Source organism: Paenibacillus chondroitinus NBRC 15376, from assembly GCF_004000765.1.
In the GTDB taxonomy this organism is placed as follows: Bacteria; Bacillota; Bacilli; order Paenibacillales; family NBRC-103111; genus Paenibacillus_E; species Paenibacillus_E chondroitinus.
The window spans coordinates 142,074-166,132 of record NZ_BILW01000006.1 but is presented as its reverse complement, the minus strand read 5'-3'; the positions used below and the strand labels follow the sequence as shown (position 1 = coordinate 166,132).

The window sequence follows — 24,059 nt, the reverse complement described above, 5'->3', positions numbered from 1 at the left end:
TGCCATACAGATTACCGGATCTGTTTCAATAAATCCTCAATCTCCTCCTGGGACATCGTAGGCGCGCTGGCCATCGTTACTACAGCATTCAATAACAGCTGAGATCTGTGGGGATCGATTTCTTGGTCATAATAACCGAAAAAATCGACGGGATCTTTTTCAATAAAGGTAACAAAATCGTATACGAGTGGGTTCATATTATTTCTATCAAGAGGCATAACTTTTACTGTAGAGAGCAGCCCGCTCGCCTCAACAACCTTCTTCCTCTCTTCCATGCTAAACATTGAAGAAAGCACCTCAAAGGCCGCATCCCGATTACTGTTTGCTGAAATGGCCCAGCCTGAGGAATAGCCACCGTAGTAGACTTGAGGATCGCCTTTGCCGTGAACCGTCGGAAAGCGGAAATAGCCGATGTCCGGATTACTGAGCATTTTTTCCGCAACCCAATCGCCTTGCAAATACATGGCCGCTTCACCTTTTAAAAGAATATCCTCGGCCTTCGGCCCGTCCAAGCCTAAAAAGCCAGGCACGAACATTTTTGCCGTAATCAGGCCGCGAAATAACTGAGCCCCTTCTAAAAAGGCGGGATCGGTAAAGTCACCTGTTTTCTTTATTGCATGCTGAAAAGGAGTCGAGCCTCCCATACGGTTGGACAAATAAGCGAACCAATTGAGAAGTGGCCATCTTTCCTTGCCGGAGACGGTAAACGGCGGAATTCCGTTATTTAATAACTGCTGCGCAGCCGACATTAATTCATCCCATGTTTGCGGAGGCGTAATGCCATATTGAGCGAATATTCGTTTGTTGTACCAGAACACGACATGACTGGTTGTGTGTGGCAGCCCATACAACCGGTCATAATAAGTAGCATATTGCAGCGCTTCCGGATAAAACTGTTTCATAAAAGCGGGCTTTTCCTGCATTTTCTCGGTTAAATCGGCTATAATCTGGGAATCAACCATATACTTAAACGACTCACCTGTCCAATAATAAAACAAATCCGGCATTTTTCCAGAAATCATGGACAGTTTAAGCTTGGCTTTATAAGTTTCCACTTCATAAAAATAAGGTACGATCTGAACAGCCTTATGAGTTTGGTTAAAGGCTTGGATGCTTTGATTTAATAAAGCTTGACGAAGGTCATTGGTCTCGACGTTCCAGAACGTAATCTTTACCGGGGCCGAAGAAACAGAAGGCGCTGCCGGTGGAGACTGGGAAACGTTAGGAGCATCCCTCCTGCCGTATATAGTAAATAATAAAGTGACTAACAGCACGGCTGCAATCAACATGTTTAGCTTATGCGTTCTATTCATGGCCGAACCCGCTCTTATTCATCATTTTTTTATGTTCATTGCGGAACTCCTTGGGAGTCAAAAGCTCCGCCTCACGGAAAACCTTCACGAAATATTTAGAAGAGCTGAACCCCGTACGTTCGGCTACTTCGTATATTTTCATATCGGTTCCAAGCAGTAATTCCTTACTTTTGAAGAGCCGCAGCCGGGTCAAGTAATCACTGAACGTATAGCCGGTTTCCTCTTTAAACAACACCGAAACATAACTGGAGTTCAAATGAATATGCTCGGCAACATCCTTGATCCCAAGAGACGGATTCCACAACTCGGCGGAAATATAGACTAAAGACTTACGGATCGAATCATTAAGCACCTGAGGTACAATGAAGGAAGAATCATGGTTGACCCGTTTCCACAGCTTGTTCTCTTCAAAGGCTTCCTCGACGGCCGAAATTAAATTTTGGAATTCGACCGGCTTCAGAATATAGTTCACCGCGCCAAGAGTCAGCGCTTTTCTGGCATATTCAAACTCTGCATACCCCGTAAGCAGAATGGATTTTGTCTGCAAGCCTTCCTTCTTCAGTCTCTCGAGAAGCTGTATCCCGTTTAAACCGGGCATCCGGATATCCGTGATCAGTAAATCCACTGGATTTGTTTTTCGATAGTGGAAGGCTTCCATCCCGTTTTCCGCCACTTGCAAATTGATTTTTCCTTCCGACCAAGTTTGTAGCGCTTTCATAATGCCGTTTCGGGTAGGCAGCTCGTCTTCGGCTATAAGAATACAAGGAAGTTCAGACATCGCGTTCAACTCCGTAAGGAAGATATAGATCCACAACAGTCCCTTGCTCCGGGCTGCTTTGAATGTAAATTCCATAATGATTGCGGTAATAAAGCTTAATACGCTGCTGTACGTTTAAGAGGCCAATGCCTGATTTGGAAGATGTATCCGGCCGGCCGGATGATTCCAATCGGTTTTTGAGTGCTTCAAGAGCATGCCGTTCCATTCCTACGCCATCATCTTTAACTTGTATACCTAGCAAGGTTTCCCCATCCTTTTCGACGGACCGTATCAAGACAAGCAGCGATGAATTCCCAATCTTCGGTTCAATCCCATGCTGTATCGCATTTTCTATTAATGGTTGAATCAACAGCTTGGGAACGTTTACTTCTTGGGTCAGCGGTTCGATATGAAACTGCCAGTTTAGACGATGGCCGAGGCGGTATTTCATAATTTCCATATAACGCTGGCAGTGCTCTATTTCGTCTGTTAAGCTCACCCAATCATCTTTGTCTGCGGCATGTATCGTATACCGGAACAGCTTGGATAAGGCAATAACCGTCTGGGCGCCTTCTTCCTCTTGTTTATCTATCAATGTCCAATATAACGATTCGAGCGTGTTGAACAAAAAATGCGGGTGAATTTGTGCCTGCAGCATCTTGATTTCCGCTTGGTTTTTGAGGCGTTCCTTTTCGTAAACCGTTTGCACCAGCTGATGCAATTCCCGGACAAGATTGTTATAAGAAATATTCAACTCATTCATTTCAAAATTAAAATAGACCTCTTCATTCAGATGCGGCAGCCCGAGGAACGGAATGCGCATTTTATTTCTGAGCCTGCGGATCGGCTTTGTAATAAAACTGGAAAGTATCCACAAAAGCAGAAGACAGAAAACAACACCGACAATTAACGACCAAAGCAAAGCCTGCTTGAGTACGAGCAGCCCTTCTGTAATCGCTCTTACTGGGACAAGCATGAGTATGGACCAGTGGGTTTCCGTTGACTGGCGAATAATCTTAAGATAATCCGTCCCGTGTATATTAATGATGGCATGAGTGCCCTGCGGAGCCGGGCTAAGCAATAAGGACGGATCGACCGATGTCAGCAGCGAGGGAGAGCTGGATGCGACAAGCTGTTGATGCTGGTCGTACAAATGCATCGTGCTTCCCTTGATTGAAGAGAACTCCGTGTTAAAAAAGTCAAGAAGTGAATCGCTGATTCGGAAGACAATGTATCCTCCTCCAGCCAGATAGTCATCCTCCAACCGGATTTGCCGCACAGCGAGAAGGTGACCGTTCTCCTTTTGCTTTGTGTCCGCCCAAACAAGCTGCCCTTCTTTCAAATTGGCGAAAATAGCAGCCTCCTGGCCGATGCGTTCCAATAAATTTTGGTTTTCCAACGGATAAAACGGCTCATCGCCCGCGTACAGCTCAATGCCCTGAATGAGGTCAGAAAAGGTCATCAAATTGATCAAAATAGGCCGGACGGACAGCTTTTGATCAACCGTTACGGTTTCTCCTTGTTTAACTTTGTATAATAACTGTTGGATCCGGGCATCCGTCATCAGCAGCAAGCTAAGCGTGTCAACTTGTGCAAGCACCGCATCCAAGCGGGCACTGGCTTGCTTGGTCGTTTCCCCTACGTAGGATTCGGCATTGCGGACCAACAACTCGGATATTGAACGGTAAACCAATCCGCCTGCAATGGACAGGACAACCATCATAACCAGCAGGAAGCCAAGTAAGATTTGCACTCTTGTCCGGTTCAATTGCAAGGCGCCTATAATCCTGTTCATGCTAAACACATCCTTTATTCCTAGCAAAAAGAACCATACCCCATAGTATACATCATAGGAATGGTTTGCAAACAACATATATTTATCTATCGGAAACTTATCCTTTTACTGCACCGGCTGATAAACCTCTGACCACTTTTTCCTGGGAAAGAAAATAAGCGATTAGCAGCGGTAAGGTCCCCAGTGTCAATGTAGCCATAATTCCAGGAATGTTAACGGAAAACTCACCGTAAAACGCACGTAAACCGAGCGGCAGTGTCATTTTTTCAGGTGTAGTGATAAGCACCAAGCCAAAAACAAATTCATTCCATATATGAATAAAATTATAGATCCCTATCGTTGCAAGCGCCGGAGCAAGCAGTGGCAGTATGATTTTCCAAAATAATGCCGGCTGCGAGGTTCCGTCCATAATAGCCGCTTCATCCAGCTCGCGCGGAATTTCCTGGATGAATTGTGTCAAAATAATGATGGAAACCGGAAGGCTAAATGAAATATACGGCCCCAATAGCGCCCACAACGAATCATATAATCCGATTTCCTTTGTAAGAAGATAAACCGGGATCAATGTGGTATGCACCGGAATCATCATGCCTGCAAGAAATACATAGTAGATAGGCCGATTCAACTTGAATCTTATGCGGGACAAGGGAAAGCTGACCATAGCCGATAATAAAATAACGGCAAACACGCTAACCACCGAGATCAATATACTATTGATAAAATATTGGTCGATTCCGAGCTTGAACACGAGCGCATAGTTTTCAAACACAAAGTTGCTCCAGAGAGAAGTTGGACTTTGAAAAAACAGCTCTTGTGTTTTCACAGAAGTTGCAATCATATATATAAATGGATAGCCTGTAAAAACCAGCAGAATGGCCGCGATCAAATAAAGCCCTGTATACTTTATTATGGAAGGCATAGTGATCACCCTTTCTTTATCTATGTCATATTCCTATTGGTTTGCCTTCGCGCGGGATCTATCCGCTGCCAAAATGATCAATGCAACCACAAATGCGATAACAAACATAGTAAATGAGATGGAGCTCGCGTATCCCATATTGAATTGGGAAAAGGCTTGCTTATACATATATGTGGCCATGAGCTCTGTACTGCTGGAGGGACCGCCCTCCGTCATGACAAAGATTAAATCAAAATATTTTAACGAGCCGATTACTGATAAAACCGAAGAAGTAATAATCGTTGGTTTAATTAACGGCAGCGTAATAAGCCAAAACTTTTTAAAGCCGCTGCAGCCGTCAATGCCAGCCGACTCGTAGATGTCCGTCGGGATTCCGGAAATGGCCGCTCGGAACAAAATCATATAAAACGGAGTGTACTGCCAACAAATAGTAATGATAACTGCGATAAAAGCGGTTTTCGTATCTCCAAGCCAACCGTTCTGCCACGAGCCGAGCCCTATAGCTTCCAACGTTTTATTAATAACGCCGAACATCGGATCGTAGATCAGCGACCACAAAATACCTACTGCTACGGTTGACATCAGCAAAGGCAGGAAATACACGGTTCGAAACAAGCGCATGCCTTTTAGCGGAGCAAACAAAATAAGCGCCATAACGAGTCCGAGCGGAATTTGTGTAACAACGGAAGCGATAACCAGCAGTAAATTATTAGAAACCGTCATCCAAAAAACGTTATCCGACAATAGAGTTACGTAATTTTGCAACGCAATGAACGTTTTTTCAGTCTGAATCCCGCTCCACTTAAACATGCTGTAGTAAAAAGTAGCAAAGATGGGATAAATCACATAAATCAAGTAAACGAGCAGCGCCGGACCGATAAACCATAATAAAAATAGACTGTTTTGTATCTTATTTTTCCGGCGTATATGTTGTGGCGAGGCATTGCTGTTCATGGGAAGCCCCTCTCCTTGGTGTAATAGTAGAAGGGGAGGCATCCCTCCCCTTGAATGACTTTATTTCTTTAATACTTCTTTTGCTTTAGCTTCCATTTGTTTAGCTGCCTCGACCGGCGTCATGGTCTGGCCAAAAATATTTTGCGTTGTATCTTTATGCAGCTCAGCTAATTCCGATGGCAACGTTTGATCATAGAACGTTTGCAAGGAAGTCGCGCTGCTCAACATGTCGTTTAATTGTTTGGCAAAGGCATCCGTGTAAGTAATACCTTTCTGTGCCGAGATTGTGCCAGCTTGGTCAGCTAATTTTTGTCCAAGCTCCTTGGATGTTAAAGCTTTAATCAGCTCAACGGATTCGTTAGGATATTTCGTTTTGGAAGATACGGAAAGTACAGGTGATACTCCTCCGACTACGTCTGTAATTTTCCCTTTGCCGCCGTTGATGGTCGGGAATGGGAACATGCCTAATTTTTTCTCAAAGTCAGGCGCTTCAGTACGGACGTTGTTAATATACGAGGAGGTTTGCACTTCCATTGCAGCTTTGCCCGTATACATCAACTGACGTGAATTTCCCGCATCGTATTGAATACCATTAAACCCTGGATTGAAGCCGCCGGCTTTGACCAGCTCCTGGATCATAGCTCCAGCTTTTACATAGGATTCATCATCAAATGTGCGTCCTTTTCTTTCAAAGGCTTCGTTGAAAATTTCCGAACCCCCAAGACGGTTTGCATAATACATGAACAACAAAGCAGCAGGCCATTTCGTTTTATTAGCAAGCGCAAAAGGAATGATATTCTCCTTTTTAAGCTTTTCTACAATCGTCATCAGCTCATCGTAAGTTTGAGGCGGCTGCAAATTGTATTTAGCGAAAATTTCCTTGTTGTAATAAACAGGAACTAAGGACAAAGCCACCGGTGCGCCGTATACTTTATTATCAAAGGTAGCGGAGCTGATCCCGGCAGGGATAAAGGAATCGGTGCTGATTTTACCGGTTAAATCCAGCACTTGGTTAGCGCTTACAAATTGCTTCAGCCAACCACCGCCCCAGGAATGGAAAATATCAGGAGGATTCCCGCCGCCCATAGCAACGGTTAACTTCGTTTTGTAAGGGTCATTAGGAATTTGAACCGCTTCCACTTCCACGTCGGGATGATCCTTCATAAACTGTTGAATCGTTGCCTCAATCAGTTCCTTACGTTTCCCCGTTTCTATATACCATAACGACAGTTTCTTTTTCTCTCCGGCCGCAGCAGGAGCAGGAGCAGGTTGGGTTGGTTGGGAGTCAGGTGCTGCCGGTGCCGCAGTTTTAGTGCCGCTGCAAGCTGAAATAACAAACAGCGCGCATACGCAAAGCATAGCAATCCATTTCTTCATTGGGGAACCCCTCTCGATATGTATTTAGTTTGTTTACGCTTTCATAATATCACCGGCCCCTGCTCATAAAAAAGGTACTTTGATAGGCAAAAATGCCAATTTGATTGGGTATGTAGGCTTTTAACAGAAATGAATAAAAGGAGTGATGTCGGGGGAAATTGCCTGGGGAATGCTTCTGGAGAAGTTCATTTCATATAACGAAAAAAAGCCGACAAAATCACTGCTTCAGTGAGTCTGACGGCTTTTTTGTTATGACCATTCGACAAACCTAACAGGTATTCATTCATTTCAACAAATTAGAGTGGAGGGATAATTACCGGAATGTTACCATCAGCTTCCCATCCAATCTCGACATAGGACAAATACCAAGTTTCCCCGTTATCGTTGTTGCCTTGAAAAAACAAATAAGTGCGCTGATCTTCATCTTCAAATAGATATGGATGGCCTGACTCACTAGAATTCCAGCTGCCCGGTTCGCCATTCGGCAAAAGAGGCTCTGAAAACAGCCTTTGAAAATGCACTCCGTCTTCGCTTACCGCACATCCTATTTGCTGCGGCCAATTATTATAGGCACCCGCATAAAACATAAATACTTTGCCATTCCGTTTACACGTCGCCGCCGCTTCGATACATTGCCCCTCCCAAGGAAGCTCGGGCTTAAGGATTGACTGGTCACAAGCTTGAGTCCATGCGCCTGCCCCAAAGTCAGAATCAAGTGGCGCTGTTGCCACACCCTGCATTTGAATTTCACCCTTGGGATCGCGCGTCGCAAAATAAAGGAACAGCTGATCCTGGTGAATAATAACATCGGCATCGATAGCTCTACCGTTATTCCACTCACCTGTTGGCGAAAACACGGGGTTCGACTTATTTCTCTCAAAATGCAGCCCGTCTTCCGAAACCGCGTGACAAATCGCATCCTTTGGGAAATTCCCGTAGGTTTGATAGAACAAATGAATGCTTCCGTTCAATACAATAGCCCCGGGAGCACATATTCCGTTGATTTCATAAGGATGCTGCGCTGTCATTTCACCAACGCGTTCCCATTGCTCCAGATCATCGCTTACAGCAATACCTATGCCCCAGCCGTCCGGTTGACGCCCGTCTTCATAGGAAGGAATGGAATAATACATCCAATACTTCCCTTTAAATTTTACAACAGCCGGATCTTTAGCGTATGGCTTTCCCCTGGAATGATCAGCATAGTACATCATTTTTCATTCTCCTTTTTCTGGATAAATTATGCATTGGTAAAGTATAGCATTTATCCGAAAATTCTATCAAATAGTTTTTCCCGCGTCCCGCTTTGGATATGTAAATTTGATAGAAAACTTCCCATGCGTTTCCATCCGGATCATAGACCAATACTTTATCCTGAACCGCAAAGCAGCGAATCGTATTCATAAGGATTGCCCTGCCGAAAATCTTGAAGAGTAGCTCCTAAATTGGCGGTATTACTAAAATTCAACCCCCTCAACTTCATCTTCTCCAATATATGCAACTCCGCCAGCAAGAAAGCCTTTTGAGTCCTCATCTTTCATCTCAATAATAGTTTTCATTTTGAATGACCTCACTCGCTTATTCTTTTTTTATTCTCATTTATTTAGACGAAAGATGATTGCAAAATTCATCGGTCTAATTGTTCAGGAAGCCCCAATCTGAAAAATAATTTTGCGTTAATGAAATTTTGGATGTGAAAGATCTTCTTGTCTTTCATGACAATGACGTGAATGCCCCAAGGTACCAAGCAGGTTTTGTCGCTACTCGGCATATATTGAGCTAGAGCGGGATAACCGAACCATATCAATAGACCAACTTATTACATATAATTTTCTGTAAAATACCTACATTAACACATTCCAATGAATTTTCAGCATGTAAATCCCTTTAAATCAAAGAATAATACTTTGTATATTTTGTATATTCAAACTGATTTAAGCAGTTAAAAGCGATATGACAAACCCACAGATTTGCCACTTCACTCAATACTTCCTTTTCCCAACTTCTACTTCAGCCATCGTCTCCGTAAAGACACTTTCCGGGGTAACAATCCGTTTTGGCAAGCTGCGTCCCTGAATCAACTCGTTGACAGCTTGCATGAGGTTGGGCCCCAGCAGTGGGTTGCATTCAACAACACTGTTAATTTTGCCCTCCGCCATTTTCTCAAAAGCTTTGTTTGTTCCATCCACAGAAATAATTATAATATCTTTCCCAGGTCGCAACCCGTACTCCTCAATTGCCTCAATAGCTCCAAGCGCCATATCGTCATTATGCGAGTATAGGACATCAATATCGCCCCCCATCTTGGCCAAAAATGTCTTCATCACTTGCTTGCCTTGTGCAAACGTAAAGTCAGAAACTTCGCTTTTTAATATTTTAAAATTCGGACGATCTTTAATAACATCCCGAAATCCTTTTCCCCTAGATATGGAAGGAGTAGATCCCTCGGTGCCTACTAGTTCTACAATACCAATCGTGTCTTTTTTTGTGCTCATTTTATCGATCATATATTTGCCGGCTTTTCTGCCCTCTTCATAAAAATCGGACCCTATGTAAGTCACATACAGAGATGGGTCACTAACATTCACTAGCCGATCTAATATGATCAACGGTATGCCGGCTTGCTTAATTTCTTGCAAGATCGGCTCCCAGCCTGATTCTATGACAGGAGCTATGGCGATTACGTCCACTTTTTGCTTTATAAAGGAGCGAATCGCTTCAAATTGTTTGGATTGCGACTGATCCGCATTTTCAAACCAAAGTTCTATGCCTGCCTCCTTCGCCGCTTCACGGATCGATGTCGTGTTCGCAATGCGCCATGTGCTTTCAGCTCCAAGTTGGGAAAAGCCGAGCACGATTTTTCGGTGTGGTGCCTGCTCCGAATCTGTTTGAATAACACTCTTATTACCCATATTCTCTGCACGGGAGATAATGCGATTAGATGTATTGGAAAATGAATTGAAAAAATATATGATTACAATCATACTCAAGAATAGAACGATCAACAGCTTGCTTTTAAATAATAACTTAAACGATCTCCCGAGCATGAGAGCCCCCCTAGAAGGTAATGTAATCATTTCTCTCGTTGTATTATAAAACGCTTCCAATAATGTAACAATAGAAATTCTTAATTCGAAACATCATAAATTGCCCCAACTCCCCTTCCTTTTCTCGCGATCGAGTACGCCTCAAGCAGCATACCAGCGGTTATCTCCTGGTTTTTATCGGAAATAGGGAGTTCCTTTAGCTCATATACGTCTCTCCCGACAATAGCAACACGTTTATGGTTATCCCTTATTTGCAAACTGAACTGATTTTGTCTCATGTGGCAGCTCCTCTCTTGTAAATAGAGAAAACCACTCCACCAATAAATGTAATGGAGTGGCCTTAACTCACTACTGCTTGTTAGTATTGTCGGTCGGGAAGAGCCTTCTTCGCATCTTCTGAAGTAAACACGCCTTCTTTCGTAACAATGCGCTTCTCAATTTGTTTACCCGCCACAACATCATTCACAGCCTGCATTAATTGTGGTCCGAGCAATGGATTACATTCAACGATAAAGTTGATTTTACCTTCGGCCGCTGCTGTCATGCCGTCCTTCACCGCATCAACAGAAATAATTGTAATATCTTGGCCTGGTTTGAGACCAGCCGCTTCAATTGCTTGAATCGCGCCAAGTGCCATATCATCGTTGTGTGCATACAGCACGTCAATATCTTTATGTGCTTTCAGGAACGCCTGCATAACTTCTTTCCCTTTTGCACGAGTAAAGTCGCCCGTTTGGGATGCGATTACCTTGAGGTGTGAGTTGCTCTTAATCTCTTCAGCGAAACCGGCTTTTCGGTCGTTTGCCGGAGCAGAACCTGTTGTTCCTTGAAGCTCAACGATATTCACGTCTTCCTTCGTATCTTTGTATTTATCAGCTAACCATTTCCCCGCTTTTTTGCCTTCCTCAACGAAGTCCGAACCTATAAATGTCGCATACAGCGAAGTATCTTTGGAATCAACAGCACGGTCTGTAAGAATGACCGGAATTTTAGCGTCTTTCGCTTCTTTCAATACCGTGTCCCAACCGGATTCAACAACCGGAGAGAATGCGATAACGTCCACTTTCTGCTGGATATACGTTCGAATTGCTTTAATTTGGTTTTCTTGCTTTTGTTGAGCGTCGGAGAATTTAAGGTCAAAACCCGTATCCTTCGCCGAATCTTGAATGGACTTGGTATTTGCCGTACGCCAACCGCTTTCTGCCCCTACTTGTGCGAAGCCTAGCGTAATTTTTTTTGCTGCCGCCGGAGTCGCCGGAGCAGTTGTCGCTGTATTACCTGCCGGAACTGCAGTTGTGCCGCTGGAAGCCGTATTGGCACTATTGCCGCAAGCTGCCGTGAATAACATCATGCAGGAAGCTGCGATGAGAACTCCCATTTTTTTCGTCATTTTCATGATTCATTTCCTCCCCTTCATTCACCTCTTGGTCGGTGTGACCTCATTATAAAACGCTTCCATCAGCGCTTTATACGGAGTTTCAAATTCATTTCTTATAAATTTTTTGGGGTTCAATAAGATATCTTAGCAAAAAGTTTGTTTTTTTGAGAAAAAATTGTTATTTACTTTGAATTTGATGAGCACCATATCCGCACTGGTAACAATTTGCTATAGTAAAAGGAGACCACGACTAAGCGTTAGAAAGGTTGCAACATTTATGAGATTGATACGATGGATTTCTTCCAGCTTGCAAATTAAGCTGCTAACGATGTTTATCATACTAACTTGCATTCCTCTTATTGCAGTTGGACTTATCTCCTATCAGAAGTCGTTTAAAACCGTTTTCGAGAACAGTAAAGCAGCCGCCATGCTTTCCGCAGCCCAATTGGCTAGGGATCTTGATACACAATTCATTGCTACGCGAAGTCTACTCGAAATCAGTAAAAACTCTCAGGTGCTTCATTTTTTGTTCTCCCAGGAAGATACTTATGAAGATGCTAAACAAATCTTACGAACCATGGATTCTTACCGGCAGACATACCAATATGACAGCGTTCTCAATATTACTATGGTTAACCTATACGGCAGAGGCATCAGTGAACGTAAAGGCCTATTCCAACTGGAGAAAAATCCTTTGCGCAATCCGCACCTGACACATCTGACGAATAACCCGGATGAGGTATTCATTATCCCTCCATCCGAAGCATCCGCGCTTGACCGAATTGACGGTTTTCAATACAATACTACGAATGTCATTTCCATTATGGCAGCGATCAAACAGCAAATTACTCATGAAGTTATTGGATTTATCGTCATTGATGTAGATGATAAGATTGTCAAACAATTTTGCGATAACGTAATGATTGGTAAAACAGGCTTTTATTTTGTAGTGGATTCATCAGGAAAGCCGATTTTTACTCCCTCATCCCTTAAGGATCCGGCCAAACTCCCGTCGTCTTCGAATTTATCAAGCATAATGACTGGTTCAGATTCGAATTATGTAGACTCCGCGGAAGGTAAGCCTAAGTTTGTATATGCAGCTCCTTCAAATGTAACCGGATGGAAAATTATCGGTTATGTCCCGCTTCAAGAAATTGTTGAAGAAGCAAATTCCATTCGCCAACTGATCATCATCACTGTTGTGCTCAGTTTTATCTTTGCTGTCTCGCTTCATTTTTTTATCTCTTATCGATTAACACACCCACTTCATCTATTAAAAAGTAAAATGCAGCTCGCCGCTTCAGGTTATTTGGAAGCTAAGGTCATACCCAAAGGCAATGACGAAATTGCGCTTCTAGGCAACAGTTTTAACTCCATGCTCAGTAAAATACGAGAATTGCTTGAACAAAGCATTAAAGAACAGGAAGAAATTAAAAAGGCGGAATTACGGGCCTTACAAGCGCAAATTAATCCTCACTTTTTGTATAACACATTGGATTCTATCGTGTGGATGGCCGAGGCTGGGAAGAATGCCCAAGTCATTCAACTCGTTCAATCACTTTCCAAGCTGTTTCGCATTTCACTCAGCAAAGGCCGGGATTGGATTATCATTCATAAAGAAATCGAGCATGTACAAAGCTATCTAGTTATTCAACAGATGCGTTATCGAGATATTCTGGATTATGAAATTAATATAGACGAGAATTTAAACCCTTATCCTATCCTCAAAATGACACTGCAGCCGATTGTAGAAAATGCGCTGTATCACGGTTTAAAAAACAAGCGTCGAAAAGGCTTGATCCGAATCACTGGCCAAATCGAGGACAATGAAAATATTGTGCTTGTCGTCGAAGATGACGGTATTGGAATGTCACCGGAGAAGCTTGAACAAATACGTCAATATGTAACCAATAAGCAGTTGCCAGAGCAAACGGGGAATGAAGTATCAGGCGGGTTCGGTCTGCACAACGTGCAGCAAAGAATTAAGCTATATTACGGAGACAAGTACGGAGTAAGTATAGACAGTATTCAGAATGAAGGAACAAAAGTGTCCATTAGAATCCCCAAGACAGGAGGCAACGGATATTGAAGAAGGTGTTGCTAGTTGATGATGAAGTTTTAATCCGCGAGACAATTCGAGATACGATTAATTGGGAAGAAGCAGGACTTATATACTCCGGGGATGCTTCCGACGGTGAAGTAGCGCTGCCATTAATCGAACAATATAAACCTGACATTTTGATTACGGATATTACGATGCCGTTCATGGACGGACTTGAATTAAGTTCATACGTCAAGAAGAACATGCCGGATATCAAAATTATCATTTTAAGCGGCCATGGAGAGCACGAATATATCAAATCTGCTTTACAAATAGGCGTGGAAGAATATTGCACTAAACCGTTCAGTTCAGCAGATTTGTACCAAGTTCTTCGGCAGGTTAGTGACAAGATTGACGCTGAGCGCCGTGAAAAAGGGACGCTAACTTGATGCAGACACCAATTTCTGTGAAATCTTAAAAAAAGAAAGGAGCATAAAGACTGTGCCAGTTACTCCTAGAACGCTTCTGGTATTCTTTATTATCTGTTCACTATTCACAAACGTTGGCTGCCAAGAATCCAGTACTCCCCTGCTTTCTTCCGATAAGTTGTCTACTCCAGTTCCAAAAACAGCGCATAATCCAACCTATACGTTTGGTATCATTTATCCAATTGCCCATTCTTTTTACGAAATCATTACCCAAAATGCCGAAAAGACGGCTGCCGCTAATTCAGTTCAACTGGTGGTGAAAGCGCCGGAAGAAATTAGCATCGAGCAGCAAATTCGCATGATGGAAACGATGATTAAGCAAAGGGTTGACGGAATCGCCATCGATCCAATTGATCCGGACTCCCTGATCTCAGTAATTAACAAAGCTGTGGATGCCGGAATACCGGTCATATGTTTCGAAACCGACGCCCCATTAAGCCGACGCTCTTCCTATATCGGGCTTGATCATTATAAGGGTGGGATTGTAATGGGTGAGGTAGTGAACAAGCTAATGAAGGGCAAAGGCATGGTACTAGTCGAAACTGGTATGGTTAATAACTCCATTCAGAGGGAACGACTATCCGGTCTGCTCAACTATTTGTCACGAAATACGGAGATTCAGGTGCTGGAAGTCGGCTATAACGAAGGCTCTTCGGATAAAGCTTTAAAAGACATGGAGCGTATGATCGACGACCATCCACACTTTGACACGCTCATTACCCTGGATATTTTGTCCAGTCCAGCCTCGATCCTCTTGTGGAAGGCCAAGGGTTTGAAACGAAATGCAGTCTCCTTCGGTATGATGCCGAAAGTGAGGGGGGCGCTCATTAACGGGCAAATTACTTCGGTTATTTCACAAAATGAACAGTTGTGGGGAGACTACATCATTGGACAATTGCTAAGCACTGTACGCCGGGAAAGCACCTCTACTTATGTCGACACGGGAGTTCAGGAAATGACCAAGACTATGCTGGAACGAGAACCATAACCTCAGCCTCCCACCGAGTTTACCCTCAATTTTCTAAGTAGTTCCTATATGAAATAAAATTGAATATTTTATTCAAAAGGTATGATATTTTATCTTTGCTCAAAATAGGAATAAAAATTTATAATTTTTGAAACGCAAAACTTCATCGATTCTAGTTATGACATAGGTTTATAATAAAAGTAAATTAGGAAAACGCTTACGCTACTGTAACTAATATTTTTGATTTTATGGCGCATTTCCGAGCTACGAGCGGGAGAAACTCATCCCCCTCGTCCTATACGAGAGGATGGTAGACATGCTTAAAGGTAAACTGATTCTGGCAACTCTATTTTGCAATCTGTGTTTAACTTTGGCTGCAGCAGCTCCTGCATTAGCTGCAGACGACGCCAAATTCGATATCACTGCTCCCGTTACCGAATCAGACAGCGGAGAATTTACAATTACCTTGAAAGGGCAAAATATCCAGGATTTATTCGCATATGAAATTAAACTTGGCATCTATGCCAACAATGTTGAAATTGTTAAAGCAACCACTGCCATTAACGGATTCTCCGTTCCACCTATAGTGAAAAACAATGAGATTACTTTTGCACATACGAAAGTTGGTAAAGTGGATGGCGAGAAAGGCAACGTAGACATCGGCACTATCACTTTCAGAGCAAAAAAAGCAGGTACGACCACCATTAACTGGACGAACATAAAAATCGTAGACTCTAAATTGGACAGCAAGACATTTACACCAAACACATCTACAAATTTCATTAAAATATTCAGCGACCTTGGAAGCCACTGGGCCAAATCCGACATTATGCAGATGGTAGATAAAAAAGTCGTAGAAGGCATGGACGACGATCGTTTTGCGCCCGATATGAATGTAACGCGAGCTCAGTTTGCAACGTTGCTCTCCAAGGCATTAGATTTGAAGGATGATACTGTGAAAAATCCTTTTGTCGATGTAACCTCAGGAGCCTGGTTTGAGAGCAGCGTGAAAAAGGCTTATGCAGCAGGACTTATTAATGGCATAGCGGATGACACGTTCGCGCCGGAACAAAATATCACCCGCGAGGAAATGACAGCAATGTTATTGAGAGCTAAAGCCCATGCAACAGGAATGAATATGGATGATATGACTGTCAAAGAATCCATCAAGTTCAGTGACGAGACTGCCATCAACGATTGGGCTAAAAAAGCAGTCGCACTCGCAGTAGAATCCGGCTTAATGAACGGAAGAACAGAACAAGAATTTGCTCCGCAAGAGCATGCCAGTCGAGCTGAATCCGTTGTCGTGCTAAAAAGGCTTCTAGCAGAGTTGAAATAAAAAGCTACCCTACCCACTTATTGCCGTGGGAAGGGTAGCTTTTTTTGATGCCAGATCGATTATACGTAGATGACTCTCTGACCTTGATCGTAAATACCAGATTTCCGGTAAAAGTACGTGTTAATGACGTCTCGCCATTGTTTGGCATTGTCCAACTGCAAATCAAGTCGGCCTGCGATATGAACGAAGCGCTCCGCATCCATCTTACCCTCAAGCTCCTGCCAGCGTACAATCCACTGCTCCACCTGTTCTACGCCAGCGAAGTGTGTATCGTAAATATGCTGAATGACAGTTTTGCCCGTCTGAAGGCTATGTGTATAAGGCACATGGTGAAAAAATAGAAGCAGCTTATCCGGGCAAGTGTTAAGTCCTTCGTATAGCTCAGCGTTCGTCTTACCATATTGTCCCGTATAGCCAGTTCCGGTTCCAATTGTCCGGTCCACGCCTATTCCTGTATGATCGGCAAAATGGTAGGTCCCCCACTTGGAATACTCGTAACCATCCACGTCAACGCCATAATGAAGATGAGGGCGCACCATCCATCCTACACCTAGCGGAGCGGTATAATTCTCATAGGTCGGCCATGATGTCATCAAGATATCTGTTATTGTTTTAGCAACATCGGGATTATCGCCGAACGTTAGGAGTACCCATTCATTGATAATTTCCTCTGCCGTAAGCTCGGGATTCCAAATCAGTCTACCGTATCCGTATAAATTCGCCTGTGCCAAATGATGCCCCGTCCAATTCGCGTCATCTCCGACATTGGTTACGGCTGTAATACCACAATGGACATATGGATGTACAGTGCCAGCCGCGATTTCCTTGATTGTACTGCCTTTCCCCTTCATGTAGGTATCAAATTCGAGTATCTCTTTCCATTGTGGAATTAAGTAGCACACATCAATCTGATGTCCTGTGTATTCTTGTGTAATTTGAAACTCCATGATTTGATTCGTCCGCTCCATGGCACCGAACAATGGCGACACGGGTTCAAGTACTTGGAAATCCATAGGCCCGTTCTTAATCTGCAGCACGACATTGTCCATAAATCGTCCGTCCAGCGGCTTAAAGTGATCATAGGCGGCGCGAGCTCTGTCAGTCAAGCGATCTCGCCAATCTTGGTGACAATTATAGACGAAGCATCTCCACATCACGAGTCCGCCATATGGCTTTAGCGCTTCCGCCAGCATATTGGCTCCATCTGCATGATCTCGCCCATAAGTGAACGGACCCGGTCTGTTCTCCGAATCAGCCTTTACAACAAAGCCTCCGAAATCCGGGATATACCGATATACGTTCTCAGCTGTCGTCTTCCACCATGCCGCAACACTCTCGTCAAGCGGATCTGCAGTCGTAGTCTCTCCTAATTCAAGCGGACTGGCATAGTTCACACTGAGGAATAAACGAATGCCGTACTCTCGAAATACATCGGCCACAACGGCAACAAGAGGTAAGTATGGCTCCGTCACCAGCAATGTTTCGTACTTATGAACGTTGACATTATTGATAGCAATACCATTGATACCGATGCTGGCCATTAAGCGCGCATAGTCCCGTATACGCTGTGAACCAGCCAACACCTCATTGTTCCGGAACAGAAACGAGCGCCCGGCATAGCCACGCTCAATGGAGCCGTCCATATTATCCCAGTGATTGATCATACGCAGTTGGTATTTCGGTTGTTCTGTAATGTCGAGGCAATCAAGGGCTGCCCCGGTCAACAACAACCGTAGCAAATGGAACACGCCATATAAGCAACCTTTACTCGAACCGCCAGCCAGCACGATCGCTTCTCGATTCGTTGTATGTACGGTTTTAATCCGGTAACCTTCCGCTCCGATTCCCTCCAATTCATTTTCAGTCAACATCAGCGCCACTAGCGGGGAACGTGATGTGCCCACTACAATATGTCGATGCTGCCCAGAATCCTTTACGATTGACGGACGCTGTCCAATTATCGCTTCAAGACCTATTGTTAGCTCATTTACAGCGGTTTGTAGTGGCCCCTGTTGAGGCGATTCGTCCATGACGATTTCCCTTCCCCACTCTCTGGCAGCTTGCTTCGCTGCCCTTGACGCAAGCTCGTACTCCAGCCAACAAGCATAACCTTTGCTGCTCATTAGAATAATCCTCCTAGTCGTCGTTTAGCCACACCCATGCTTACTTAAGTTTCATTCCGTTGATTTCGATTATATTAAATCGTGTATTACTACACCATGGAAGAACCCAAGATGATTTGTAATTTTTAAAGATACCTATCATTTCTACTGTTGTATATTAATCTGAACAGATTACTTGAAATACTTTTCATGGGGGGACATTTACTGTTTCAGAGGTGGCCGAACGATGCGGGATAAATGACAAAGAAGCCGCTCCCAGGGAGCGGCTTCTTTGATCAACTATTCGAGGATCTTGGACGCAATATACGAAATATCAACAATATCGATTGTATCATCTCCATTCATATCGGCCATCTTGGCAGTTGCCCAGTCTGCGCTAGTTGAACTCTTACCGTAATGGTAAGCGGCAACTGCAAGATCGCCTACATCGATACTTCCATTCTTGTTCAGATCTGCAGACACAACCTTAATAACCGCCGCTTTGAAAATAGCTTCAGCACTTCCCAAGGCTTCTACTGCATTGTCAACTTGAATCTGAGTGGCATTTGCGTTGTCCTTTACTGCTTGAGCTACACGGATGGCTGCACCGAACACATCTTTAGCCGCTTGCGGATATTGTCCCGGCTGTGTGCCTATCGCTGCCGTTTCATATAGGTTCTGAGCATTGGTAATAGCTGCTATCAATGCTGCCTTATCTACAACCACTTCTGAATTGCTGATTGAAATACTTTTACTGCTAAGTGCCGCTTCAACTACAGTTCCCTGTGGAGCAACACCTAGTTTTGCCTGAGTAACTGCAATTGTCCCGCTAGTATTTAGAACGCCGGTTTTTACTTTAAAAATTGTATTCAGAACAGGCGTGTCCACCCCCGATATTCCTCCGATATTAGCCGCTATAAGTCTAACTTTGCCAGCGGTACTTTTATCCTCTGTAACAAGTTGAATGTTGTTGTTTGCACCTGAAGTGTTAACATACTCAAATATATCGGCATCATAGGCTAAGGTAATGTCCTCCGCATAGACATCTTGTGTCATATTCGCCAAGCTAACACCAACAGTAAAGCTGCTTCCAGGCTTCACACTGTTGTCTACAGAAAGTACAGCCGTAGGCCCTGCTGGTTCGTTGGATGAAACTACTGTGATATGGAATACTGCTGTTTTATTACCATCCGAAGTAGTTGCGCTAATGACTGTATTTCCTTCTGCCATTGCTTTCACTTTTACGCTAGTAGCTCCTGTAGCAGGATTGTATAACGCTTCGGAAACTGTTACAACTTCTGGATTGCTTGAAGAGAAGGTCACTGTCTTGTTGGAAGCATCAGCAGGGGTAATTGTTGCAAGCAATGTTACAGTTGATCCCTGAATCATGCTTAATGCAATTGTCACATCTGTTACAGGCACACCTACTTCAGTATTTAGAGTCTTGAATGCAGTGTTGCCAGAAGAGTCTTGCAATCTAGTTCCGCTTGCCTCTTCAACTTTATACCAGAGTTTGAGATTTGTATCGTTTGCAGCTTTAACGGCAGGTGGCACACCGATAAATATGCTCGCCGATATAGCCGCAGCCATAATCAGGGAGACAATTTTTTTAACATTTCTCATCTGCTGAACTCCTTTTTTAAAAAAGGTGGTCTCTAAAAGTATTCGAGTTATGCCCTATCCCACTTAGTTTATAGGGAGAGGGCATAAGCTCGCAGTTCAACTAATTATTCGAGTATTCTAACTGCAACAATCGCAAGATCCTGAATGTCAATCTTATTATCCCCATTCAGATCTGCAGCTTTAGCAGTCTCCCAATCCGCGCTTGTGGAATCCTTACCATAATGGTAGGCAACCATCGCCAGATCTCCCACGTTGATGCTTCCGTCATTATTCATGTCTGCAGACTTAACTACAGCAACCTTGAAGATATCCACTGCACTGCCCAGTGCAGCTGCTGCACTGTCAACCTGGGACTGTGTAGCACTTGCGTTGTCATATATAGCTTTAGCTGCTTGGATGGCAACGCCTAACGCATCTTTGGCTGCCTGCGGATACTGACCAGGTTGTGTTCCAACCACTGCCGTGTCAAACAGACCTTGTGCATTCGATATCGCAGCTGTTAAGGCGGACTTATCTACAACAACTTCAACGCTTCCTATTGCAATATTCTTACTGCCAAGAGCTCCCTGCACCACGGTTCCATCGGGACCCACGCCGAATTTGGCCTGCGTTGCTGCAATCGCTCCTGTTGTATCATGAACACCAGCCTTAACCTTGAAGGTCAGATTCAGAATTGGTGTGCTGGCTCCAGTAACCCCGCCGATATTAGCAGCAATCAGTCTAACTTTTCCAGCAGTCGACTTATCCTCTTTAACAATCTGAATATTGTCGTTTGCACCTGCAACGCTTACGTAATCAAATACGTTGGCATCATAAGACAAGGTGATATCTTGGGCATAAACGCTCTGTGCTAAGTTGTCCAGATTCATCGCTACTGTGAAGCTGCTGCCAGGCTTTACGCTGCTATCCGCCAAAATTGCAGCAGTAGGTACTTTTTGTTCAGGCCAGACTGGGTCAGTTGTTGCATTACTTGTAGTTAACAAGATTCTATCAATAATAAATCCGTCTTCTCTTCCCCAAAGGTTCAATTCATGCGTGCCAGCAGAAACATTTAAAGTAGCTCCACCGAACATCCCACCGCTCGTACCGCTGATGTTAGCCCATTTAAACTGACTGTTACTCAAACCTTGAATACCATTGGTAGTAAATTTATATTGATTATCCAATCCAACGTGAATAGAGTCTGAATTATAATCAATACTTTTCGCAAGCAACCATACGTTGTAGGAACCTGAAGCCGGGAAATTGACTTTATAATTCAAGCTTGAACCTGTTGCGAGTGTAGCAGCATCCGTGCCTGACATGGCGAAACCATTATCAGGACCAAATAGCATAGCTTTCGTTGACTGCCCGTCAACCAGCGACCACGTATGTCCGTTTATGGTGCCATATACGTAAGCATTCACTGAGTTTTCTGCTGCAGCTTCTGCTTCAATGGCCACTACGGAAGGCGTATTTACACTTACATTCATTTGCGTTGTTGCTGCATCGCCTAATGTTCCTTTGTAACTTACAGTAACATTGGTTGTCCCGCTGGCTTTGGCTGTAATTGTACCGTTCGCAACATCTGCTACGGCAGGACTCGAATTCGTATAAGTTGCTGATTTCGTTACATCTTCCGTATGTCCATCCATATACTCTGCCGTAACTTTATAGGTGGCAGATTTGCCTGCGTCCAGTGCGAAAGAAGCATTATCAACAGTAATCTTCTTCACTGTCAATTCACTTTTCAAGTCTTTTACTTGTAAATGGAGTGTATCTGTTTTACCGCCATAACTTACATTAATGGCTGCCGTGCCATAGCCGATGCCGGTTACTACTCCATTACTGACACTTACAATGCCGCTTGGCGATGATGTTGCAACTGCTTGAGTAGTAATATCTTCACTCGTTCCATCGGAGTATACAGCAGTAACCTTCATCGTTGCCTGGTTCGTTCCGGAAACAGTGTCGATCTTTTGTTTATCAATAGAAGCATTAATGGCAGCTAATTCATGAACAGCACTCTTTTGCTCAAATTGCGTATAATCTACCTTGAAGAGATTACCTGCGGATGCTCCCCTGTATACCATATAAACATCATGGACACCTGAGGCACCTGTAACGTTTGTTGCCGCTGTTTTCCATACGTTGTCTCCGCCTGTGTTGGAAATCGGAAGTGTCCCAATCAATGTGCCATCAGCACTATCAAGACGGAGTTCTAATGTACTACCAGCCGAGCTGCTTGCAACATTAGCCTTAAATATTGCTGCTCCTGTGGTACCAAAGTCGACTTTGGAAACGGCTGTCCAGTCTCCATCACTAATGTTGCTCACAGCCAGGTTTACACTGCTTACCATTCCTCCGGGCTCGGTCGTGGTTTCGGTGGATATACCTCCGTTCCAACCAATGGTTTCAGCCTCAACCCTTGTATAGGGATTAAAGTTTTTCAACTGCGGGACGCCTTTGTAATCACCGGCAATATTCTGTATGACTCCGTTTGCATCAATATCGACCTTATTAATGTGCGCATTCCGATATCCATGCGGTTGTCCCCCCATTTGAGGTACCGTCCCGCTTTCAGCCAATGCCTTGGCAAGGGTCTGGGCATGGTAGACAATATACCATTGGTTTTTAAATTCAAACACAGAGTGGTGGTTATTACCCCCTACACCGAAAAAGGACGCTGGATTAGGCAGTATCGTTTTAACATACGTAAATGGCCCCATCGGACTATCGCTCACCATATAGGCAATTGTTCCAGTAGGAATATCTGCCGGATGTCCGCTTGAGAAATTAGTGCAATAAGAGTAATAGTATTTGCCGTTATATTTATGGATTCCTGAGTCCTCGAACAACCACGGTGGATTAATGCGTCCTAGTGTCCCACCGCTTGCGCTCAAATCCAAACTAATCATATCCGCACCGAGCTTTGCCACACGCGCTGTCCCTGGGTCAGCGTCTTTGCCAGTCGGTACACCACCACCAAAATAGATATACCCGCTTCCATCATCATCAACCAGCACAGCCGGATCAAACAGCCATGTCACATCACTAGCTCCTGGGGTGTTTCTATTCACGAGAGCTTTTCCAATCGGATCTGTAAAGGGACCGATCGGACTGTCCGCTGTAAGCACCCCTATGCCATTCGCACTATCTGCAAAGTAAAGGAAGAATTTCTCCTTTCCATCTATCGTTTTATGTGCAGCTGCCGGTGCCCAAGAGTTATTTGCCCATTTGGCCGCACCTTGCGCGCCGGCTGCAGGTATTTCACCATGGTCTGTCCAGTTGATCATATCGTCAGATGAAACAACCGTAATCTTATTAATCTTACTGTATCCGTTATCCTTAATCGTCCCATCTGCATTGTATTCAAATACGTCATTTGTCATGTAAACATAGACTCTGCCGTTATATTCCATGGCATATGGATCAGCACCAAATTTTTGCGAAAATAAAGGATTAGCGTTACCAGGTGTTTTCCCGATTGCTGGCGTGATCGTTGATGTAGCAGCCTCTACACTCCCAGTCAGTACTGGGCTTGATGTAAGAGCAACAGTTAAAGCCATAGTAACCCCAAGCAATTTTTTCCACTTCTTCATAGAACAACCTCCACCATCATGATAGGAACTCTGTTACATTAGACGACACATTTCTATTGCATTTTACTGTTCTTTTTACCTGGGCACCTCCTTTCACTTTACATACGACACGAAAGTTAAGCGCTTTCATTATCCCTGACATAGAATAAATGCCCCATTCCTTTCTCCCTTCTTGGTACTCAAACATCTCTTTCGGCTGCCATTGTTTTTCTGACTGCTTTAATTATAACTTTGCGATTTTGAAATCACGATGTAATTTCTTTTTTTTAAAGTTGAAATTTTTAGGTAGCATATTGCACGAAGTGATTGTCAAAAATGAGTAATCTTAGGCGAATAAGGCGAGCTAATTGATTATTTTTTTCGGCGGATATTCTATTT

At 43.8% G+C, this 24,059-nt stretch carries 17 protein-coding genes; 4 read left to right on the top strand and 13 right to left on the bottom strand.

What is annotated here, in order from left to right; genetic code table 11:
- Nucleotides 1-11 precede the first annotated feature (11 nt).
- The 10 genes from PCH02S_RS10350 to PCH02S_RS10295 all read right to left on the bottom strand — a co-directional run bounded on the left by PCH02S_RS10350 (nt 12) and on the right by PCH02S_RS10295 (nt 11,558).
- The gene (locus PCH02S_RS10350; protein ID WP_127452627.1) at nt 12-1,313 is read right to left on the bottom strand and encodes an ABC transporter substrate-binding protein; all 1,302 of its coding nucleotides are present in this window, start codon (nt 1,311-1,313) and stop codon (nt 12-14) included.
- Complete coding sequence (locus PCH02S_RS10345) at nt 1,306-2,091, bottom strand: response regulator transcription factor (RefSeq protein ID WP_164819508.1); 786 nt, start codon at nt 2,089-2,091, stop codon at nt 1,306-1,308. Before PCH02S_RS10345 ends, PCH02S_RS10350 begins: the two co-directional genes overlap by 8 nt.
- Nucleotides 2,084-3,865 (bottom strand): cache domain-containing sensor histidine kinase, encoded by a 1,782-nt coding sequence (locus PCH02S_RS10340; RefSeq protein WP_164819507.1) that lies wholly within the window; start codon nt 3,863-3,865, stop codon nt 2,084-2,086. The genes PCH02S_RS10345 and PCH02S_RS10340 overlap by 8 nt, the downstream gene beginning before the upstream one ends.
- A gap of 97 nt (nt 3,866-3,962) precedes the next feature.
- Nucleotides 3,963-4,784 carry a carbohydrate ABC transporter permease gene (locus tag PCH02S_RS10335; protein ID WP_127452621.1) on the bottom strand — a complete coding sequence of 274 codons (822 nt, stop codon included), beginning with the start codon at nt 4,782-4,784 and terminating at the stop codon, nt 3,963-3,965.
- Between the two features lie 33 nt (nt 4,785-4,817).
- Entirely contained in the window at nt 4,818-5,738 is a 921-nt protein-coding gene (locus PCH02S_RS10330) for a carbohydrate ABC transporter permease (protein ID WP_127452619.1), read from the bottom strand.
- Between the two features lie 60 nt (nt 5,739-5,798).
- Nucleotides 5,799-7,115, bottom strand: a complete 1,317-nt coding sequence (locus PCH02S_RS10325; RefSeq protein WP_127452617.1) for an extracellular solute-binding protein — start codon at nt 7,113-7,115, stop codon at nt 5,799-5,801.
- A gap of 296 nt (nt 7,116-7,411) precedes the next feature.
- Nucleotides 7,412-8,329 (bottom strand): family 43 glycosylhydrolase, encoded by a 918-nt coding sequence (locus PCH02S_RS10320; protein WP_246069018.1) that lies wholly within the window; start codon nt 8,327-8,329, stop codon nt 7,412-7,414.
- A 768-nt stretch (nt 8,330-9,097) separates the two neighbouring features.
- The gene (locus PCH02S_RS10305) at nt 9,098-10,162 is read right to left on the bottom strand and encodes an ABC transporter substrate-binding protein (protein WP_246069017.1); all 1,065 of its coding nucleotides are present in this window, start codon (nt 10,160-10,162) and stop codon (nt 9,098-9,100) included.
- Between the two features lie 80 nt (nt 10,163-10,242).
- On the bottom strand, nt 10,243-10,440 hold the full coding sequence (locus PCH02S_RS10300; RefSeq protein WP_127452615.1) for a hypothetical protein: 198 nt from the start codon (nt 10,438-10,440) through the stop codon (nt 10,243-10,245).
- Nucleotides 10,441-10,520: 80 nt separating this feature from the next.
- Complete coding sequence (locus tag PCH02S_RS10295) at nt 10,521-11,558, bottom strand: ABC transporter substrate-binding protein (protein ID WP_127452613.1); 1,038 nt, start codon at nt 11,556-11,558, stop codon at nt 10,521-10,523.
- Between the two features lie 259 nt (nt 11,559-11,817).
- On the opposite strand from PCH02S_RS10295, the gene PCH02S_RS10290 reads away from it, so the two are divergent.
- The 4 genes from PCH02S_RS10290 (at nt 11,818) to PCH02S_RS10275 (ending at nt 16,375) form a co-directional block, all read left to right on the top strand.
- The gene (locus tag PCH02S_RS10290; RefSeq protein WP_127452611.1) at nt 11,818-13,629 is read left to right on the top strand and encodes a cache domain-containing sensor histidine kinase; all 1,812 of its coding nucleotides are present in this window, start codon (nt 11,818-11,820) and stop codon (nt 13,627-13,629) included.
- Nucleotides 13,630-13,634: 5 nt separating this feature from the next.
- Nucleotides 13,635-14,030, top strand: a complete 396-nt coding sequence (locus PCH02S_RS10285) for a response regulator (RefSeq protein WP_246069025.1) — start codon at nt 13,635-13,637, stop codon at nt 14,028-14,030.
- Nucleotides 14,031-14,082: 52 nt separating this feature from the next.
- Complete coding sequence (locus tag PCH02S_RS10280) at nt 14,083-15,057, top strand: sugar ABC transporter substrate-binding protein (protein ID WP_164819506.1); 975 nt, start codon at nt 14,083-14,085, stop codon at nt 15,055-15,057.
- 295 nt (nt 15,058-15,352) lie between these two features.
- The gene (locus PCH02S_RS10275; protein WP_164819505.1) at nt 15,353-16,375 is read left to right on the top strand and encodes an S-layer homology domain-containing protein; all 1,023 of its coding nucleotides are present in this window, start codon (nt 15,353-15,355) and stop codon (nt 16,373-16,375) included.
- A gap of 59 nt (nt 16,376-16,434) precedes the next feature.
- On the opposite strand, the gene PCH02S_RS10270 is transcribed toward PCH02S_RS10275, so the two are convergent.
- The 3 genes from PCH02S_RS10270 to PCH02S_RS36845 all read right to left on the bottom strand — a co-directional run bounded on the left by PCH02S_RS10270 (nt 16,435) and on the right by PCH02S_RS36845 (nt 23,648).
- The gene (locus PCH02S_RS10270; RefSeq protein WP_127452603.1) at nt 16,435-18,498 is read right to left on the bottom strand and encodes an alpha-glucuronidase family glycosyl hydrolase; all 2,064 of its coding nucleotides are present in this window, start codon (nt 18,496-18,498) and stop codon (nt 16,435-16,437) included.
- A 279-nt stretch (nt 18,499-18,777) separates the two neighbouring features.
- Nucleotides 18,778-20,100: an Ig-like domain-containing protein gene (locus tag PCH02S_RS10265; protein WP_127452601.1), complete on the bottom strand. Its 1,323-nt coding sequence runs from the start codon at nt 20,098-20,100 to the stop codon at nt 18,778-18,780.
- Nucleotides 20,101-20,204: 104 nt separating this feature from the next.
- Nucleotides 20,205-23,648, bottom strand: a complete 3,444-nt coding sequence (locus PCH02S_RS36845) for a carbohydrate-binding protein (protein ID WP_407670054.1) — start codon at nt 23,646-23,648, stop codon at nt 20,205-20,207.
- Nucleotides 23,649-24,059: the final 411 nt, after the last annotated feature.

What these genes read in the sequence shown, in the direction of transcription:
- PCH02S_RS10350 (WP_127452627.1), bottom strand. Translation starts at nt 1,313, where the DNA reads ATGAATAGAACGCATAAGCTAAACATGTTGATTGCAGCCGTGCTGTTA.
- PCH02S_RS10345 (WP_164819508.1), bottom strand. Translation starts at nt 2,091, where the DNA reads ATGTCTGAACTTCCTTGTATTCTTATAGCCGAAGACGAGCTGCCTACC.
- PCH02S_RS10340 (WP_164819507.1), bottom strand. Translation starts at nt 3,865, where the DNA reads ATGAACAGGATTATAGGCGCCTTGCAATTGAACCGGACAAGAGTGCAA.
- PCH02S_RS10335 (WP_127452621.1), bottom strand. Translation starts at nt 4,784, where the DNA reads ATGCCTTCCATAATAAAGTATACAGGGCTTTATTTGATCGCGGCCATT.
- PCH02S_RS10330 (WP_127452619.1), bottom strand. Translation starts at nt 5,738, where the DNA reads ATGAACAGCAATGCCTCGCCACAACATATACGCCGGAAAAATAAGATA.
- PCH02S_RS10325 (WP_127452617.1), bottom strand. Translation starts at nt 7,115, where the DNA reads ATGAAGAAATGGATTGCTATGCTTTGCGTATGCGCGCTGTTTGTTATT.
- PCH02S_RS10320 (WP_246069018.1), bottom strand. Translation starts at nt 8,329, where the DNA reads ATGATGTACTATGCTGATCATTCCAGGGGAAAGCCATACGCTAAAGAT.
- PCH02S_RS10305 (WP_246069017.1), bottom strand. Translation starts at nt 10,162, where the DNA reads ATGCTCGGGAGATCGTTTAAGTTATTATTTAAAAGCAAGCTGTTGATC.
- PCH02S_RS10300 (WP_127452615.1), bottom strand. Translation starts at nt 10,440, where the DNA reads ATGAGACAAAATCAGTTCAGTTTGCAAATAAGGGATAACCATAAACGT.
- PCH02S_RS10295 (WP_127452613.1), bottom strand. Translation starts at nt 11,558, where the DNA reads ATGAAAATGACGAAAAAAATGGGAGTTCTCATCGCAGCTTCCTGCATG.
- PCH02S_RS10290 (WP_127452611.1), top strand. Translation starts at nt 11,818, where the DNA reads ATGAGATTGATACGATGGATTTCTTCCAGCTTGCAAATTAAGCTGCTA.
- PCH02S_RS10275 (WP_164819505.1), top strand. Translation starts at nt 15,353, where the DNA reads ATGCTTAAAGGTAAACTGATTCTGGCAACTCTATTTTGCAATCTGTGT.
- PCH02S_RS10270 (WP_127452603.1), bottom strand. Translation starts at nt 18,498, where the DNA reads ATGAGCAGCAAAGGTTATGCTTGTTGGCTGGAGTACGAGCTTGCGTCA.
- PCH02S_RS10265 (WP_127452601.1), bottom strand. Translation starts at nt 20,100, where the DNA reads ATGAGAAATGTTAAAAAAATTGTCTCCCTGATTATGGCTGCGGCTATA.
- PCH02S_RS36845 (WP_407670054.1), bottom strand. Translation starts at nt 23,648, where the DNA reads ATGGCTTTAACTGTTGCTCTTACATCAAGCCCAGTACTGACTGGGAGT.